At 26.4% G+C, this 17,773-nt stretch carries 12 protein-coding genes; 4 read left to right on the top strand and 8 right to left on the bottom strand.

Annotation, left to right across the window (positions count from 1 at the left end; translation table 11 throughout):
• Positions 1–122 precede the first annotated feature (122 nt).
• The 4 genes from gltP to dnaB form a co-directional block, all read right to left on the bottom strand.
• On the bottom strand, positions 123–1,412 hold the full coding sequence (gltP, locus tag BVAF_RS00140) for a glutamate/aspartate:proton symporter GltP (protein ID WP_044026144.1): 1,290 nt from the start codon (positions 1,410–1,412) through the stop codon (positions 123–125).
• A 450-nt stretch (positions 1,413–1,862) separates the two neighbouring features.
• A complete protein-coding gene (locus tag BVAF_RS00135; protein ID WP_013516367.1) occupies positions 1,863–3,506 on the bottom strand; it encodes a Na+/H+ antiporter in 1,644 nt (547 codons plus the stop codon).
• A gap of 429 nt (positions 3,507–3,935) precedes the next feature.
• Complete coding sequence (ssb, locus tag BVAF_RS00130) at positions 3,936–4,424, bottom strand: single-stranded DNA-binding protein (protein WP_013516366.1); 489 nt, start codon at positions 4,422–4,424, stop codon at positions 3,936–3,938.
• 359 nt (positions 4,425–4,783) lie between these two features.
• The gene (dnaB, locus tag BVAF_RS00125) at positions 4,784–6,160 is read right to left on the bottom strand and encodes a replicative DNA helicase (RefSeq protein ID WP_013516365.1); all 1,377 of its coding nucleotides are present in this window, start codon (positions 6,158–6,160) and stop codon (positions 4,784–4,786) included.
• A 335-nt stretch (positions 6,161–6,495) separates the two neighbouring features.
• On the opposite strand from dnaB, the gene zur reads away from it, so the two are divergent.
• Positions 6,496–6,993, top strand: a complete 498-nt coding sequence (gene zur / locus BVAF_RS00120; RefSeq protein WP_013516364.1) for a zinc uptake transcriptional repressor Zur — start codon at positions 6,496–6,498, stop codon at positions 6,991–6,993.
• Positions 6,994–7,086: 93 nt separating this feature from the next.
• Here zur and ubiA read toward each other — a convergent pair whose 3' ends face one another.
• A complete protein-coding gene (gene ubiA / locus BVAF_RS00115; RefSeq protein ID WP_013516363.1) occupies positions 7,087–7,959 on the bottom strand; it encodes a 4-hydroxybenzoate octaprenyltransferase in 873 nt (290 codons plus the stop codon).
• 322 nt (positions 7,960–8,281) lie between these two features.
• Here ubiA and BVAF_RS00110 point away from each other — a divergent pair, with 322 nt between their 5' ends.
• Positions 8,282–9,904 (top strand): inorganic phosphate transporter, encoded by a 1,623-nt coding sequence (locus BVAF_RS00110; protein WP_013516362.1) that lies wholly within the window; start codon positions 8,282–8,284, stop codon positions 9,902–9,904.
• Positions 9,905–10,117: 213 nt separating this feature from the next.
• Here BVAF_RS00110 and BVAF_RS00105 read toward each other — a convergent pair whose 3' ends face one another.
• Positions 10,118–12,193 carry a M3 family metallopeptidase gene (locus tag BVAF_RS00105; RefSeq protein WP_013516361.1) on the bottom strand — a complete coding sequence of 692 codons (2,076 nt, stop codon included), beginning with the start codon at positions 12,191–12,193 and terminating at the stop codon, positions 10,118–10,120.
• Positions 12,194–12,417: 224 nt separating this feature from the next.
• Here BVAF_RS00105 and BVAF_RS00100 point away from each other — a divergent pair, with 224 nt between their 5' ends.
• Positions 12,418–13,047, top strand: coding sequence for a Fe-Mn family superoxide dismutase (locus BVAF_RS00100; protein ID WP_013516360.1), 630 nt, complete (start codon positions 12,418–12,420; stop codon positions 13,045–13,047).
• A gap of 53 nt (positions 13,048–13,100) precedes the next feature.
• On the opposite strand, the gene glyS is transcribed toward BVAF_RS00100, so the two are convergent.
• Complete coding sequence (glyS, locus tag BVAF_RS00095) at positions 13,101–15,206, bottom strand: glycine--tRNA ligase subunit beta (RefSeq protein WP_013516359.1); 2,106 nt, start codon at positions 15,204–15,206, stop codon at positions 13,101–13,103.
• Between the two features lie 5 nt (positions 15,207–15,211).
• Positions 15,212–16,150: a glycine--tRNA ligase subunit alpha gene (glyQ, locus tag BVAF_RS00090; RefSeq protein ID WP_013516358.1), complete on the bottom strand. Its 939-nt coding sequence runs from the start codon at positions 16,148–16,150 to the stop codon at positions 15,212–15,214.
• Between the two features lie 454 nt (positions 16,151–16,604).
• Here glyQ and BVAF_RS00085 point away from each other — a divergent pair, with 454 nt between their 5' ends.
• Positions 16,605–17,615, top strand: a complete 1,011-nt coding sequence (locus tag BVAF_RS00085) for an AI-2E family transporter (RefSeq protein WP_013516357.1) — start codon at positions 16,605–16,607, stop codon at positions 17,613–17,615.
• Positions 17,616–17,773 lie beyond the last annotated feature (158 nt).

The raw sequence follows: 17,773 nt of genomic DNA, 5'->3' as shown, positions 1-17,773 counted from the left end.
CTTTTTATATAAAGAAATATATTTAGAGGTGTGGCATTGCAACTTAGTTGCAATGCCACCCAGTACCTTTCTATTTTAAATTAATGTATTTGATGTTAATCAAATAATATAAATTCATGAATTTATTTGTCTCCGTTAAGCATTTTTAATTCATATGCCAAAGCTCGCTTTGTATCAAATTGATTTTCCCATTTAGAAATTACTAATACTGCTAATGCATTTCCTACTACATTTAAAGCAGTACGCGCCATATCTAATATTCGATCCACTCCCGCAATAAACGCTAACCCTTCTAATGGAATTCCTACACTACCTAAAGTAGCTAATAATACAACAAAAGATACTCCAGGAACTCCAGCTATTCCTTTAGAAGTAATCATTAAAGTCAGTACCAAAATTATTTCTTGACTTAAAGATAATTCAATTTTATACAATTGCGCAATAAAAATAGCAGCAATACTTTGATACAAAGTAGATCCATCTAAATTAAAAGAATACCCCGTTGGCACTACAAACCCAGTAATAGTAGATGGAGCTCCATATGCTTCCATTTTTTTTATAATACGAGGCAAAACAGTCTCCGAACTTGCAGTAGAAAAAGATAATATTAATTCTTCTTTTAAAATACAAATTAAATTCCAAATTTTTAAATTACATATTCGAGCAACTATTCCTAATACTACTAAAGCAAAAAAAACTATAGCTCCGTAAACCAATACAACAAGTTTAGTAAGAGGAAATAAAGAACTAAATCCAAAAGTTGCAACTGTTACTGCAATTAAAGCAAACACACCAATAGGAGCATAACGCATTACCATGTTAGTTACTTCAAACATAGTATCCGCTATAGAATTAAATACACCCAATAACGGTAATTTAGTTTTCTCTGGTAATGCAGCTAAACCAAGCCCAAAAATTACTGAGAAAAAAATAATTGGTAACATATCTCCCTTAGCCATTGAAGATATAATATTCGAAGGAATCAAAGATAGCATAGTATTGATTAAATTCGATTGAATTTCCGATGTCGTTTGTTCATATATTGATATATCTGTTTTAGATAAAATAGACATATCAATTCCATATCCTGGATGAAATACATTAGCAAGAGCTACTCCAAATACTATAGCAAGGGTTGTAATAATTTCAAAATAAATTATAGTCTTTAATCCAATACTTCCTAGCTTTCTTACATCTCCTATTCCAGCAATTCCTACAACTAATGTAGCCATAACAATAGGCACAACAATCATTTTAATTAAACGAATAAATATCTCACCAAACGGGAAAAGAAATGTATTTACAATCCAATCTTTCAATTCTGCTTGATCGTGTAATGAAATTCCCACGATAATACCCAAGTTCAAAGCAAAAAAAATCTTCCAAGCAAGGGTAATTTTAAAATTTTTAATCATCATAGTTACCCCTTAATAAAATTAATATCTTAACTTATACGATCCATTTAAAAAAAACTATACATTCTCCATTATAAGTAACTCAACAATCATGATAAAAACATATATTAACTTTTGTAATATAATTCAAATACCATCCCTACACAAAATAAATTAGAAATAAAACTATCTACTTTTTTATGAGATTAAAAACCTTCAACCAATTTTAAAATTCCAATTTTATAATGAAAAACACATACAATATTATTTTATCATAATTTTCTATTATTCTAGACAACATGCATTAACGTAAAAATCATAAAAATAATTTAAACATCACTACTCGCATAATAAAATTATCAATTTAAATAGTCAACAGAGTAGATATATCAATATCTCATTGCAAATTTATAATATCTATATTAACACTACTCATAATACTATTCACATTAATAACACTCAATACTATTATTCATGATCAATCAATAAAGCTTCTAAAAAATCTAAATCACGTAATAATTTCATTAATGTCTCGTTACTAATTTTTTGTTGTGCACGTAAATGATAGTATTCACTTCGTTCAGCCCTTAACGCATTCAATCTCATACGCCTTTCTAAATCTTCCACTAACATAGAACGTAAATCATTATTTTCATCAATTCTCTTTCTTAAATTACCAATAATTCGAGCACTTACTTCATTAATTAATTGACTATCGATATTTTCTTCTGGATTATGTATTAATCTTTCTTCAAGTTTATACAAACTATCTATAGCAACTTCTGCCGCTATAGAACGAGCCATACGCTCTTCTGAGCGTTGTAATAATTTATCCGATACCTTTACTCCCTGCAATAACCAAGGTAAAACAACTACACTGCAAAGCAAAGAAAGAAGGATAACACCAGTAGCAATAAAAACAAGCTGATAACGACACGGAAATACTGTTCCATCTTTTAAAAAAAGTGGAATTGATAATACACCTGCTAATGTAATCGCTCCCCGAACTCCTGCAAAAGAAGCAATTAAAATTTCATGTGTACTATATTCACTAAATATCATAGGCCTACTACACATATAATATAAACTAATATATTTCATCAACCATAACCACACAAATCTTAAGGTAATTAACGCAATATAAATTACGATTACATAAACAAATAACATCCACGTTTTTACAGTTGGATCTAATTCTGCTTGAGAAATAGAAGTTAATAAAATATCCGGCAATTGTAACCCAAGAATAATAAAAACCATGCCATTAAAAATAAACTCTAACATCGTCCAAACACTATTACCTCTTAAACGCATAGTTAATGGAGCATTTCGAATAATGCCAGATTGACCTATAGTCATTCCTGAAGCAACTGCTGACAAAATTCCAGATACTCCAATATGCTCAGCAATCAAATATACAGCAAAAGGTAATAACAACAACAGCATTGTTTGAGTAGCCGGATCTTCTCCGCTCAAACGACTAATTAATCTTAATGATTTACTATAACTCCAAGTAACAGATATCCCTGCTAATAATCCTCCTAAAGCTACTTTAATAAATTCTATCGATACCCCACTAATACTAAATATCATTGTACCCATAGCTACTGCAATAGCAAATTTTAAAGATACCAATCCAGATGCATCATTCATTAAAGCTTCTCCTTGCACAATATCCATAATTTTTTTTGGCATTCGACCTTCACCTACAATCCCAGAAAGAGCTACCGCATCAGTTGGAGATAAAACTGCCGCTAATGCTAATGATGCAACTAAAGGTATCTCAGGTATCATCCAATAAATTAAATAACCGATTCCTACCACAGTAATAATAACTAATACTAATGCTAATATTATAATTTCTCCTCCATGACGTAAAAATTCACGCATAGGAGTTTTCCATCCATCTGAAAATAACAATGGAGGAATAAAAAGCAATAAAAATAATTCAGGATTAAAATCGATATGTAATCCAAACTTTGGCCAAGCCAATGATGCTCCTAATAAAATTTGCATTAAAGGTAAAGGAATTTGAAATGGTAAAATTTGTTTTATTATTCCTGAAACAGAGACAGCCAAAATAAGGATAAGAATTGTAAAAAAAATCTCCATAATTGCAATCTCATCATAAAACACGATATATATTATGTATATAATATATACCTATGTTGGATCTTTCATTAGTATGAATTAATATAGATAAAAACACCTTGCCCTTATAATATAGTAACCTTACCTATAAGGTGGCTTAATGCTTGATAATTTACTTCATAATTTTGTTATTATTACATTAAATTTGAATAACAACTAAATATTACCTAATTCATGTATAATACAATACACACAAGTAATTCCAAAAATTATATGGTACTCAATTTAAATTTGTAACAAATTTTATTCCATTGAATATAACAAATACCATTTTTGTCTTTCAAAAAAAATAATCTACTACTATTCCTAGAATAGACAATGTATTTAAATACTGCATAATAACGAAAGAAATACCCATAATAAACATATAAAAAGTTCAAAATTTTATTATCAAAACGGAATATCATCATCATTAAAATTTTCTGCTGATTCATCTGCTAATTTTTCATTATGTGACATATCTATGTTGATATCATCGTCTATTAATTTTTGAGTTTCATTATCAGAAGAAACATGATCCTCCTTTATATAACGATTATTTAACATTTGCATAACTCCTCGAGTACCTACAACTACTTCAGTGGTATATCTATCATTTCCATCCTGACCTTGCCACTTTCTAGTTCTTAAAGCCCCTTCAATATATACCTGAGATCCTTTATTCAAATAGGATGATGCAATTTCTGCTAATTTTCCAAATAAAACTATACGATGCCATTCTGTTCTTTCCTTAAGTTCACTAGTTTGTTTATCCTTCCACGATTCAGTAGTAGCCATAGATATATTCACTACTGCAGTACCATTAGCCATATATCGAATTTCTGGATCTTTCCCTAAACATCCAATTAAAATAACCTTATTAATTCCTCTAGCAACCACACTTATTCCTTATTGTAATAAATCTAATTTTCTTTACATAAAATATTAAAACTCGTTGATTTATAATCCAAATTAATAACTATATTTTTATCTCTATTACATCTCATTTATATAAACTAAACCAACTATTATTAAAACTTTCTCTACACCTGTAGATCATATCACTCATATGATTTTACCTAACCCTTAAGATCTTTTAATACAACTTAAATAAATTCCACTACTTATATATTGTTTAAAAATTTACTTCATTAACCTCAATCAACATTAAACCTAAATTTTATCATAATTTAACTATTTTTTCAAAAAAAAACAATATCTAATTCTCATTAAATCTAATATACCTTAAATAATAATACTCAATACTGATTATTATCAATATAATTATCAAATCGAGCCCATTGTCCATTAAAAATCAATCTTATTGTACCTACCGGCCCATTTCTTTGTTTACCAAGAATAATCTCCGCAATACCTTTCATGTCACTATTCTCATGATACAATTCATCTCTATAAATAAATAAAATAAGATCTGCATCTTGCTCAATAGCTCCAGATTCTCTTAAATCCGAATTAATAGGATGTTTATCTACTCGCTGTTCTAAACTTCTATTTAATTGAGAAATAGCAATAACCGGTACTTTTAATTCTTTAGCTAAAGATTTTAATGATCGAGAAACCTCAGAAATCTCCAATGTACGATTATTAGATAAAGATGGCACTCTCATTAATTGTAAATAATCAATCATAATCAGACTTAACCCATCATGCTCTTTAAATAATCTTCGAGATCGACTTCTCACATCAGAAGGAGTTAAATATGAAGAATCATCAATATATATATTGCGTTTTTCTAATAATAATTCTATTGTACTAACAATCCTTATCCGATCTTCATGATTTAACTTCCCCGTTCTTATATTCATATAATCTACTCTAGATAAAGAAGATAACATTCTCATTACTATTTGATCTCCAGGCATTTCTAAACTAAATATTAACACTGGTTTTATCTCATTCATTGCTACATGCTCACACAAATTCATAGCAAACGCAGTTTTTCCCATAGAAGGACGAGCTGCAATAACAATTAAATCAGACTGATGTAATCCATCAGTTTTTTTATCTAAATCTCTATATCCACTAGAAATACCAGTAATACCAAACCTAGCATTTCTACATGATTTTTCAATATAAGAAACAGCATCTGATAAAATATAATCTATACTTTTCAAATGTTTATTATCATGATGTTTATGATGTGCAATTTCAAAAACAAGAGACTCAACAAAATCTAATAATTCGTCACTATTTCTACCTTTAGTATTATATCCAGCATCAGCTATTCTATGAGCAGTAGTGATAACTGATCGAGTTATTGAACGTTCTTTAATTATATGCGCATACTCATGTATATTAGATACACTAGGTACATTTTTCGACAATTCAGCTAAATATCCAAATCCTCCTACTAATTCTAATTTTCCTCGTATTTCTAAAGATTCAGATAATGTTATTAAATCAATAGGTTTATTGATTTCTAACAAACGTTGAATTTCAGAAAAAATTATTCGATGGGCTGGATTATAAAAATCATTAGAAGTGATTTGTGTTGATATATACTCCCATTGTTCATTATCTAACATCAAACTACCTAAAACTGATTGCTCAGCTTCTAATGAATATGGCAAAATTTTAACATCACTAACATGCTTATTTCGATTAGACATACACATATCTTAAATATATCCTAATTTCAATATAAATTGAAGTTCAATATATAAAATTGATGACACACGAACTTTTTCGATATTTTTCTTCAGTCTATTACATCAAAATTATTAATAAAAAATCATGTTTTCATATTACAAATAATATTTTTTCAAAATAATCAATAATTTATTACTAAATGTAAAACATCAATTATATACAATATATACTAAAATAATATTCTAGCTTTAATCTCTTTATTTAATATAAATCTATATTTTTTATTTTTTTAGGTATAATAATAAATAAAATTTTATTAAATAAATTTAGTACTTTCCATTAACATATAAGGAATAATAGTATGCACATTAATATTCAAACGCTTTTAATACAAATAAAAAAAATATGTGAACACAGACATGTAAAACTCACTGCACAACGATTAGAAGTATTACGATTAATTTCTCAACAATATCATCAATCTATTAGCGCATACGATTTGTTAAATTTATTACGTACATCTTCATTGCCTCACGCAAAACCTTCTACTATTTATCGAGCTTTACATTTCTTATTAGCACAAAGATTTATTCACCGTATTGAATCTACTAATAAATTTATGTTATGTAAATATTTTTTAGAATTATCTCATAACTTTGTTTTTTTTATTTGCAATCATTGTAAACAGGTAACAGAACAAACAATCAAGGGTGTTGAAGAAATATTACACCATACAGCAAAACTTAGAGGATTTGTCATATCTAACAACATAATTGAATCGCACGGACTATGCTTCAATTGTACTAATTCAACACATGTTTCTATTACTAACTCATCCTTTTTATCACAACGTAAATAAAAACAATTTTCACCGTATTTGTTTTAACAATTATAATAAAATACAAAATATTTTTTAATTCATGTAAAATGCATTTTATTATCTAATATATGTTTAAATAAAACTTAATGCTATTCCAATAAAAACTAATAAACCTACATAATTATTATTCAAAAAAGCCTTAAAATATCTTTTTTTAATTCTATGATGTATTAATATTTGTTGCCATACAAATAATAACCCCCCCCCACATACAGAAAAACAATAAAACACAATAGGTAATTTTTCTTTATAGCCAATAAAGATAAACATAAATATAGTAATTATTTGCAATATGCCTATTATTAATTTATCCATATTTCCAAATAAAAGAGCAGAAGATTTTATCCCAATTTTTTTATCATCATCTCGATCTACCATAGAATACTCCGTATCATATATTATAGTCCAAACAGTATTAACCAAAAATAATAACCAAGCAGTACTATCAATCACATGACAAGTAGCAGTATACGCCATTAAAATAGGCCAACTAAATAAAATTCCTAATATTAATTGAGGCAAATATACATATCTTTTTAAAAAAGGATATATTATTAATAATCCCAAAGCTAACAATGCTAATAATATAGTTGAAGTATCAAATACACAAATTAATCCTGCTGCAAAAATAATTAAATATATAAAAGTTAATAATGCTTTTTTTTTTGTAATTATTCTACTAGAAAGGGGGCGATGTTTAGTTCGTTGCACATATATATCAATATCACAATCAATATAATCATTAATTACACAACCAGCAGACCGCATGATTATAGCCCCTATGATAAATATTATTAAAGTAAAAAAATCAGGTATACCCCGATTTGACATCCATAATCCCCATAAAGTTGGCCAAATCAACAAAAAAAACCCGATAGGTTGATTAATGCGCATCAACTTAACTAAAGTATAATTTTTATTATATATATTAAAGAGATTAAACATTTAATCAAAACTAATTATATTGATGTTATATAATTTTTTTTATTTCTACTAATTTATATTTAATTATAACAACATTTATTTTTATCGTTACAACAATTGTACTTGAAAAAATGTATGCATAAAAATATGCATTTACTATGCAAGATTATTTCTTTATAAAGAATCATAATTTAGACATAATATTTTTATGCACGAGAAAACGTACTAGTATATCATACTATATGTGTATATATGCCTAGAATATATTAGAGAAAAAATATTTATTTTATGTTAATTATACTAATATTTTAAAATTGATTATTTTATATACAGCATATTCCTTATGTCATATCTATTTTACGATTTAGACATACATATCAGGGTTCTATTAATACTTGCATTATGCTTCGTTTTCGTCTACGAAGCTATTAATGGATTTCATGATACTGCTAATTCTGTAGTTCCTGTAATTTATACTTGTGCTTTACGTTCTAGTAACGCAGTTATAATGTCAGGAATATTTAATTTTCTGGGAGTAATGTTAGGAGGAGTTAGTGTTTCATATACGATTGTGCATTTACTTCCTACTTATTTTTTTATGAATACTAACGCTAATCATATTTTTATCATGATTTTTTCTATGCTATTCGCAGCAATATTATGGAATCTTGGCACATGGTATTTTGGATTACCTACATCTAGTTCTCATACTTTAATTGGGGCATTAATTGGCATAGGATTTGCCAATGCATTTATTACACATTGTTCAGTAAATCAAGAATTAAATATTTCTCAATTAATTCATATTTTCTTATCTTTGATAATATCTCCAATTATAGGTTTAATCTTATCTAAAATAATAATGTCTTTATTATTACGCTATCGGAGTAATTTCGGTAAATATCAAGAAATACATATGACTCCATCTAAACACGCACAGTTATATGGCAAACAACACCCATCATTATGGATCCGTATAATACTCATTATATCTGCTGCTGGGGTTAGTTTTTCACACGGTGCAAATGATGGACAAAAAGGAATTGGATTTATTATGTTGCTTTTAGTAGGAGTAGCTCCTGCTAGCTTTGTTTTAAATATGCATGCTAATAATAATGATATTACTAATACTCGAAATGCAATAAACAATTTTCAACGATATTATATACAACACCATGATCACTTCAAAAATATTATTCCTTCAGAAATTATGTCTATGCCTATATCTGTCGCTTTAAACCAATTGGTAATTATTGACCCATCCATTCAAAAAATTACAACACACTTAATACATGAACATAATCATCAATCTAATTGCAATTGTCGAATATCCACAGTACTGACTACAGCTCAAATAAAAAAAATCTTTTACGATTTTTCATTAACTTTAACTATTATGCAAAATTCTTTATGCTTACTTGAAAACTTAGAAAATTATGAACAACTAAATTTGAACCAACGCTTACAAATTAGACAATTACTAATGTATATAACCGATATCTTAGATCAAATCATCAAACATCCAGACATATCAAACAAAAACAAAAAATTCTTAAAACACTTAAAAATTAACCTACTAAACACCATTGAATACGCTCCAACCTGGATTATTGTAGCAGTAGCTTTATCTTTATCCTTGGGAACAACAATAGGATGGAAACGCGTTGCTATTACTATAGGAGAAAAAATAGGTACACAAAAAATGACCTACGCACAAGGTTTATCTGCTCAATTAACTACTGCTATATCTATAGGTACAGCCAGTTATATTGGTATGCCTGTTTCTACTACGCATATATTATCCTCATCTATTACTGGAAGTATGTTAACCCATAGATGGGAAGGAGTACAATGGAAAATAATAAAAAATATCCTAATGACTTGGTCTTTAACTATACCTATATCTATTATATTAAGTGGGGGGTTCTATTTATTAATTTTTAAATTATTTTACCAAAACATTTAAATATAATACATATATTCATTATTTGAATTATTTTTTTAAAATTAACAAAATAAAACCTCATCAATTAATATAGTATCATATTATCATGATACTAATCACAATATAAAAATATATATTCTCCTCTTATTAATCTTTATTTATTCTCTATGTATATAAATTATATTATGAATTAAAATATGATAATACCGCTATTAACAAATCAATATATTTACACTAACATAACTTAAAAAATAGATTATTTTGTATAGGAATATTATAATATTTTAAAATAGCTTGAGTTGTAACTACCTTATTTTTAATACAAGTAAAACACTGTTTGAAATCAATAGATTGTCCCATACACACCATATGATCAAGAAACAAATTTCCCATTTGAGAATCGGTTAACCGTAAATCTTTACAATGTAACCAAATACTTGACGCTAACATATCTGACCATAAATAACTATAATATCCTGCCGCATAATCATCAGCAGAAAAAATATGAGCAAAAGAATGAGGAAACCTATCGTCACCAAACGGTGGATACACTATTGTATTTTGTTTGATTTCATTAAAAATGTTTAATACCGGGTTTTTCTCTTTTGGGCTATACTCATGATGAATCTTAAAATCAAACAAGCTACACATAATTTGCTTTAACAAATCATGTGTAGCTTGTTCAGTTTTTAATCTTAATAAATCATTAATCATGTTATTTGATAAAGAATTTTTTGTTTGATAATGTTGAGAAATAGATTTCAATACAGTTGGATCCCAGCAAAATTTCTCCATAAACACACTTGGAATTTCTGCAACATCTAATTCCACTCCATTAACCCCAGATATTTCAGAAATACTTATAGATGTTAAAATATGATGCAAAACATGACCAAACTCATGAAATAATGTCACTATATTCCCATGAGTTAATAAAGATGGTCTACCTGAATCTTCAGAAGCATTAAAATTGCAAATAAGATATGCAATAGGCATTTGATATTCCATATCATCTTCATTCTTCGTATCCGAATATATATCCATCCATGCTCCTTCACATTTATTTCTTCGCATATAAAGATCCAAATAAAATCCTCCTTGCCACTCATTTTTATGATTAAATATATCAAAAAATCGTACATTTGAATCCCATACATCTACATCCTTTCGTTCTCTTATCACAATACCATACATACGATTAGCTATCGAAAACATCTCAGATAAAACTTTTTCTTCCGAAAAGTAAAAGCGCAATTCTTTTTCTGAAATCTGAAAAAGATGCGATTTCTGTTTTTCTTGAAAATACTTTACATCCCATGGATTTACACATTTATGAGAGTAATATTTTTTAGCAAAACTTTGTATTTTTAAAAAATCTTTCTTTGCATTAGGATGAACATGATTAAGTAAATTCTTAAGAAAATTAAGTATACTTGTAGGATTTTGAATCATTTTTGTCTGTAAAGATTTTTCGAAATAACTATTAAATCCTAAAATTTTAGCTATTCCATAGCGTAAAGATAAAATTTCATCTATAACTAAAGTATTATCCCATTTTCCAGCATTAGGACCTTGATCAGATGCTCGAGTATTAAAAGCCCAATATAATTCCTTTCTAAAATCTTCATTGTCACAATAAGATAACACTGATAAATATACAGGATATTGTAATGTAAATAACCATCCTAGTCGTTGATTACGTTGAGCCTCCAAACGAGCTATATGTAATTGATCATCTGGAATACCTGATAATAAACTTTGATCTGTAATTATTTTTTTCCATCCTCGTATAGAATCTAGAACATTATTATCAAAAATTGTATTAAGTTGAGATAACATACACATCATTCTACAATAACATTTTCTCTTATCACCACATAAATGAATTCCCGATATCTCATAACGAGATAAAATTTTTCTTAATGCTACTTGCTGTATAGTACTTAATAATTGATAAGAACTATTATTTTGTAAAGATTTATATAACCGATATAAACCAAGGTGATGATTTACCCAGTTTCTATATTCCAAAATAGACATTAAATTGTTTTGATAAATAACACGTAACTTTAAATCATGTTTTACTGAATTTAAATGAGTTATTATAGACCAAACCTTTTTTAATTTATTTTCCGATATTCTTAATGGTTCATATACATCCTTCCAATAAGTTATTGATTTATTTAATGATACAATTCGATCTACTTCAGTATAACAGTTATCTATTCTCTTCTTTATCAGATCATTAATACTATTTAACTTTATCATAGAAAACAAAGGTAAATCAAAATTACAAAATTTCTTATTCACTCATGACACCTATATTTATATCTTAATTTCTTGAAAAATATGAATTTTATATTTAAAATACATATTTTTACACAATTAAAAATATATAACAATTAAAATACTACCCAAGTTATATATTCCCACTACCTTCTTCTAATTTTTAAATTATGCTTTACTTATTCATTATTATTCAATATAATTAAATCATTAGATACTAGCATTATTCAATTAAGAGAGATTTTAAAATGGTTTTTAAACTACCTGATTTATCATATTCATATGACTCTTTGGAACCTTTTTTCGATGCAAAAACTATGGAAATTCATTATTCTAAACATCATCAAGCGTATATCAATAATGCCAATTCCGCTTTAAAAAATTTACCCAAATTTTCAAATTTAACAATAGAAAATCTAATTAAACAACTAGATTTCTTGCCCCAAGAAAAAAAAGATATATTACGTAATAATGGAGGTGGTCATTTTAATCATAGCCTTTTCTGGAAATCTCTTAAACTAGGTACAGAATTAAAAGGATCACTAAAAAAAGCAATAGAAAACACCTTTATAGATTATAATAACTTCAAAAAAGAATTTGAACAAGTTTCTATGAGTCGTTTTGGATCAGGTTGGACTTGGTTAATAATACACAATAATAATTTAAAAATCGTTTCTACCCCAAATCAAGATAATCCTCTTATGGAAAACAAATTATCTCATACATACGGATTCCCAATATTTGGACTGGATCTATGGGAACACTCTTATTATTTAAAATACCAAAATAGACGTTTAGATTATGTGAAAGCTTTTTGGAATATCATAAATTGGGATGAGGCTTCTAGAAGGTTTGATGAATCTTTTTATTTGAATTAAAAAAGTTTCTTAAATAATTTGCCCATTGCTTAAGTTTTAAGCATTAAAATGACTTATTTAAGTAAAACAGATATATCTATTACTCTTGAAACTAAATCTTTCACCGTCTTAATTAAAGATAGCCGGTTTTCTTTTATATTTTGATTTTTGCTCATTATAAAAACATTATCTAAGAAAAAATTAGTTCTATGGAATAGATTTTCTACAATGTTTAATGCATCACTATAACGACTCTCTTGCAATACAGAATTTAAATTCATCTTAGTATAAGTTATCTGCTCAAATAATTTAATTTCTTCTAAACTTTTAAGTAAAGTTTTATTAATTTCTTCTGTTATATTACAAAAGACATTTTGATTTCTAATAAGATTTGATATACGTTTATAAACTAAATTGAACATAGCCCCTTTTTCTTTCTGAATGGTATAGAAATTATGAACCGAGTCAATATGTTTCCCTAAATTAATTATATTCCCAAACCTAATATTTAAAACAGATCGAACTATATTTTCTTTATAACCTAATGCTCGATAATACAAACAAAGACGTTGACACATAAAAGTATAAACATCATTTTTAATATTTATTAAATCATCGTCAACTAATTGCAATTTATATAACATAATTGACTTACTTATCAAATCTAATAAATTTATAGGCATGTTCTTTTCAAGAACAATATTTAATATACCTTTAGCTGCCCTTTTTAATCCAAACGGATCTCTACTTCCTGTAGGAAATTCCTTAACACTAAAAATACCAGATATTGTATCCATCTTATCAGCAATAGACACAATACAAGAAATTCGTTCTGTAGGTAATTTATCTGTATAATATCTAGGTTGATAATGCTCTTTTTGAGCTAATGCTACTTCTTTTTCTTCTCCATCTCTCTGAGCATAATACATACCCATAATACCCTGAACCTCAGGAAATTCTAACACCACATCAGTAACTAAATCACATTTACATAAATATCCCGCTCTTCTAGCTTTAAATTCATTTTCATTAACTTGATTAGCTATCCATCCAGATAATTCTGTTATTCGATGCACTTTATCTTTTAAACTTCCAAGTTGACTATGAAATACTATTTCACTTAATTTAGGAAAATAATCCTCTAAACGATTTTTATTATCATTTTTTAAAAAAAATTCTGCATCTAAAAAACGCATATTAATAATATTTTCATGATCATTAATTATTTTGTTATAATTATCAATAATTATATTAATCACAAAAATAAAATACGGTAAAAGTATATCCTGATTTTTCCCATATACAGGAAAATATTGTTGTTTATCTTGCATGATATGAATTATTAATTCTTTTGGTAATTTTAAAAATCTTTTATTAAATTTACCAAATAAAATAATAGGCCATTCTATCGAAGAAGTGATTTTTTCTAAAAAATCATCATTTTTTATATCAACTACGCCTCCAAGTTTTAAAGCTTTATGCTCAACATCCATACGTATCTTCTGTTTACGTATATTATAATCTACAATCACATAACCTTGTTCAAACAACACATTAGGATAATCATTTGCATTATTCAAAATAATTTTATTATTTTTTATATACCTATTACCATATACAATTCTATTTATATTTTTATTAAAAATACGACCAGAAACTATATTAGTATCCAATAAAATTGTAACAGTATTAACAGGTCGAATAAATGGGATTAGTACATCCCCCCATCGCATCGTTTCATAATTAATCAAATTTCCTAAAGCATTTTTAATAATTTGAACCAATAAAAGCTTAAATTGCCTAACATTTATAAACTTATCTTGACGAATACCTTCCGTTTCAAATCTATTAAATTCTAAAATATTAACATGACTTGAAATATTTTGAGAAAATTTATTATTTTTTTTCTTTAAAAATAAATTTTTATCAACAATACAATTATCAATATCACTACGATTATATACGTCAGACTTAAATAAACTTTGATTTTTACCGATTGAAATACGAGATTTAACTGCTAAATGCCTAGGAGAAGCAAACCAATAAATTTCATTATAAAGAATATTATTTTTTTTAAATTCATTTTTAATATGTGAATAAAAATCTTTTCCTATATTTTTTAAAAACTTAGCAGGTAACTCATCAGTACCTATTTCTACTAACAAAGTATATTGTTTCATAATTATTATTCGATTATATTATTCGTTTTGTTCGCACATAAAGGGAATCCTATTTTTTTACGAAAAAAATAATACATTTCTGCTACCATATGTGATAACCTTTGAATGCGTAAAATATAATTTTTACGCTCTGTAACAGAAATAACTTTTCTTGCATCTAATAAATTAAAAATATGTATTAATTTTAAAATTAACTCATAAGATGGAACTATTAACGGTTCATCTAAAGAAAGTAAATAGTTTATCTCATTTTCATATTCATTAAAATTCTGAAATAAATAACTAACATTAACATATTTAAAATTATAACTAGATTGTTCTAATTCATTTTGATAATATAAGTCTTTATACGTAATATCACCAGTTATAGTATTGCCCCAAATTAAATCGTATATATTATCCATATCTTGAAGAAATAACGCTAATCTTTCTAATCCATAAGTTATTTCTCCAGTAATCGGAAAACATTCTAATCCCCCCATTCTTTGAAAATAAGTAAGTTGAGTTATTTCCATTCCATTTAACCACACTTCCCATCCTAACCCATATGCTCCCAACGTAGGATTTTCCCAATTATCTTCAATAAATCTGATATCATTTTCTGATTCACTTATTCCAATTGCTTTTAAAGAATTTAAATATAATTGTGACATATTTTCAGGAGATGGTTTTATAATCACTTGAAATTGATAATATTTCTGTAACCTACTTGGATTTTTTGCATATCTGCTATCAGCAGGACGACGAGATGCTTGTACATAAGCCGCAGCTACTGGTTCTGGACCAATAGCTTTAAAAAAAGTAATAGGATGAGACGTTGCTGCACCAATTTCCATATCTAGCGATGGCACTATAATACATCCATTATGTATCCAAAACTTTTCTAAATCCATTATTAAATCTTGTATAGTTTTGACATTAACATCATAATACTGTTGTTGCATATTAACCAAATCACTAATAATGTATTAATATATTTATACATATTGAACATACGCTGAAAATTATGAAATACAATGATATTATGTATCTCAATACAAACTTTTTGTTTATATTAATTCCAACTATTGTTATACCCCTATTATCATATAAAAATTCTTACTCATTATTTTGATAAATTTTTAAAAAATCAAATTAATAAAACACTTACTATTAATACATTGTTTATATTGTAAAATTTTCATATACTACAATACTGATATATCTTATAGTATATATTATACATAATTTACTACTGAATTATTAGTATAATATATACTATACTCTTTTTTTTATATAAAAAGATACTTTTTTATCCATATAAACATTTATATAAATTATAAATACCAAATACTAATAATAAAAATTATCTTAAAATACTTTATTATTACAAATAATTTATATATTAGGAAAATTATAATGTTTTCTATAAAAACTTGGATTACAGCAATTTCTTATATAATAATGTTTGCATCTATTCTTATGATTATTCCATTAGGGTTATTTCCTTGTTTTTTTTCAGGATTTTTAACTTATGAAATTATCGTATCTTTATCAACATATTTTGAACGATTTATAGGAACCTATCGAGCACGTCAACTTTCTATTTTAATAATAATTATTATTCTTATTTCTACTATTGCAATAAGTATCTCAAATTGTACTAATTTTTTTTCAGAAAATACAAATAAAATTAATATGTTGAATGAAATTAATCATATTTTTTCTGACTTTAAAAAAAAACTCCCTAATTTTTTACCAAAATTTTTTCCAAATACAACATCAGAACTAAAAGAACGAATATTTTCGTGGATTGAATTAAACATCATCCTAATTCGAAATATGGGACATGTTATTTTACACGGATGTATCACTTTATTAATCGGATTAATAATTGGAGCAATGATTGCTTATCCTCAATATAAAAAAAAATATATAGAAAGCAATACATATTTTACTAATCAATTATTAGAACGAATATATAATTTATCTCACGCATTTCATAATATAGTATTTGCTCAATTAAAAATATCTTCAATTAATACCCTGTTAACATCTATCATGATTTTTATATTGATTCCAGTATTTGGAGAAACATTACCATTAGGAAAAACCTTAATTATTATTACTTTTGTTCTAGGATTATTACCAATCGTTGGAAATTTAATTTCTAATATTATGATAACTATTTCAGCTTTATCCATTTCATTAAGTATTGGAATAACAATGTTAATATATCTAATTTTAATTCATAAATTAGAATACTTTTTAAATGCCGAAATCATTGGGAATAAAATAAATTCTCATACCTGGGAATTAGTTCTGGCTATGATTTTTTTAGAATCAATTTTTGGACTAGAAGGACTAATAGCGGCCCCCATTTTTTATGCTTATTTAAAAATAGAATTACAACTAAAAAATATAATTTAATACTTTAACATACTTTTCTACATCTATAAACATCTTAATTTAACGATTACTTATAAATTTTAAAATTAATTTCTAAATTTGTTAGTTATAACATTACAAATTAAGTAAAAATATACTAATTTGCACTTTTTTAGCAGACTCAGCTATTGTATACTTCA

It is taken from the genome of Candidatus Blochmanniella vafra str. BVAF, from assembly GCF_000185985.2.
Classification (GTDB): Bacteria; Pseudomonadota; Gammaproteobacteria; order Enterobacterales; family Enterobacteriaceae; genus Blochmanniella; species Blochmanniella vafra.
Note: the sequence above shows the minus strand (reverse complement) of the source record. Positions and strands in the feature narration are given on the sequence as shown.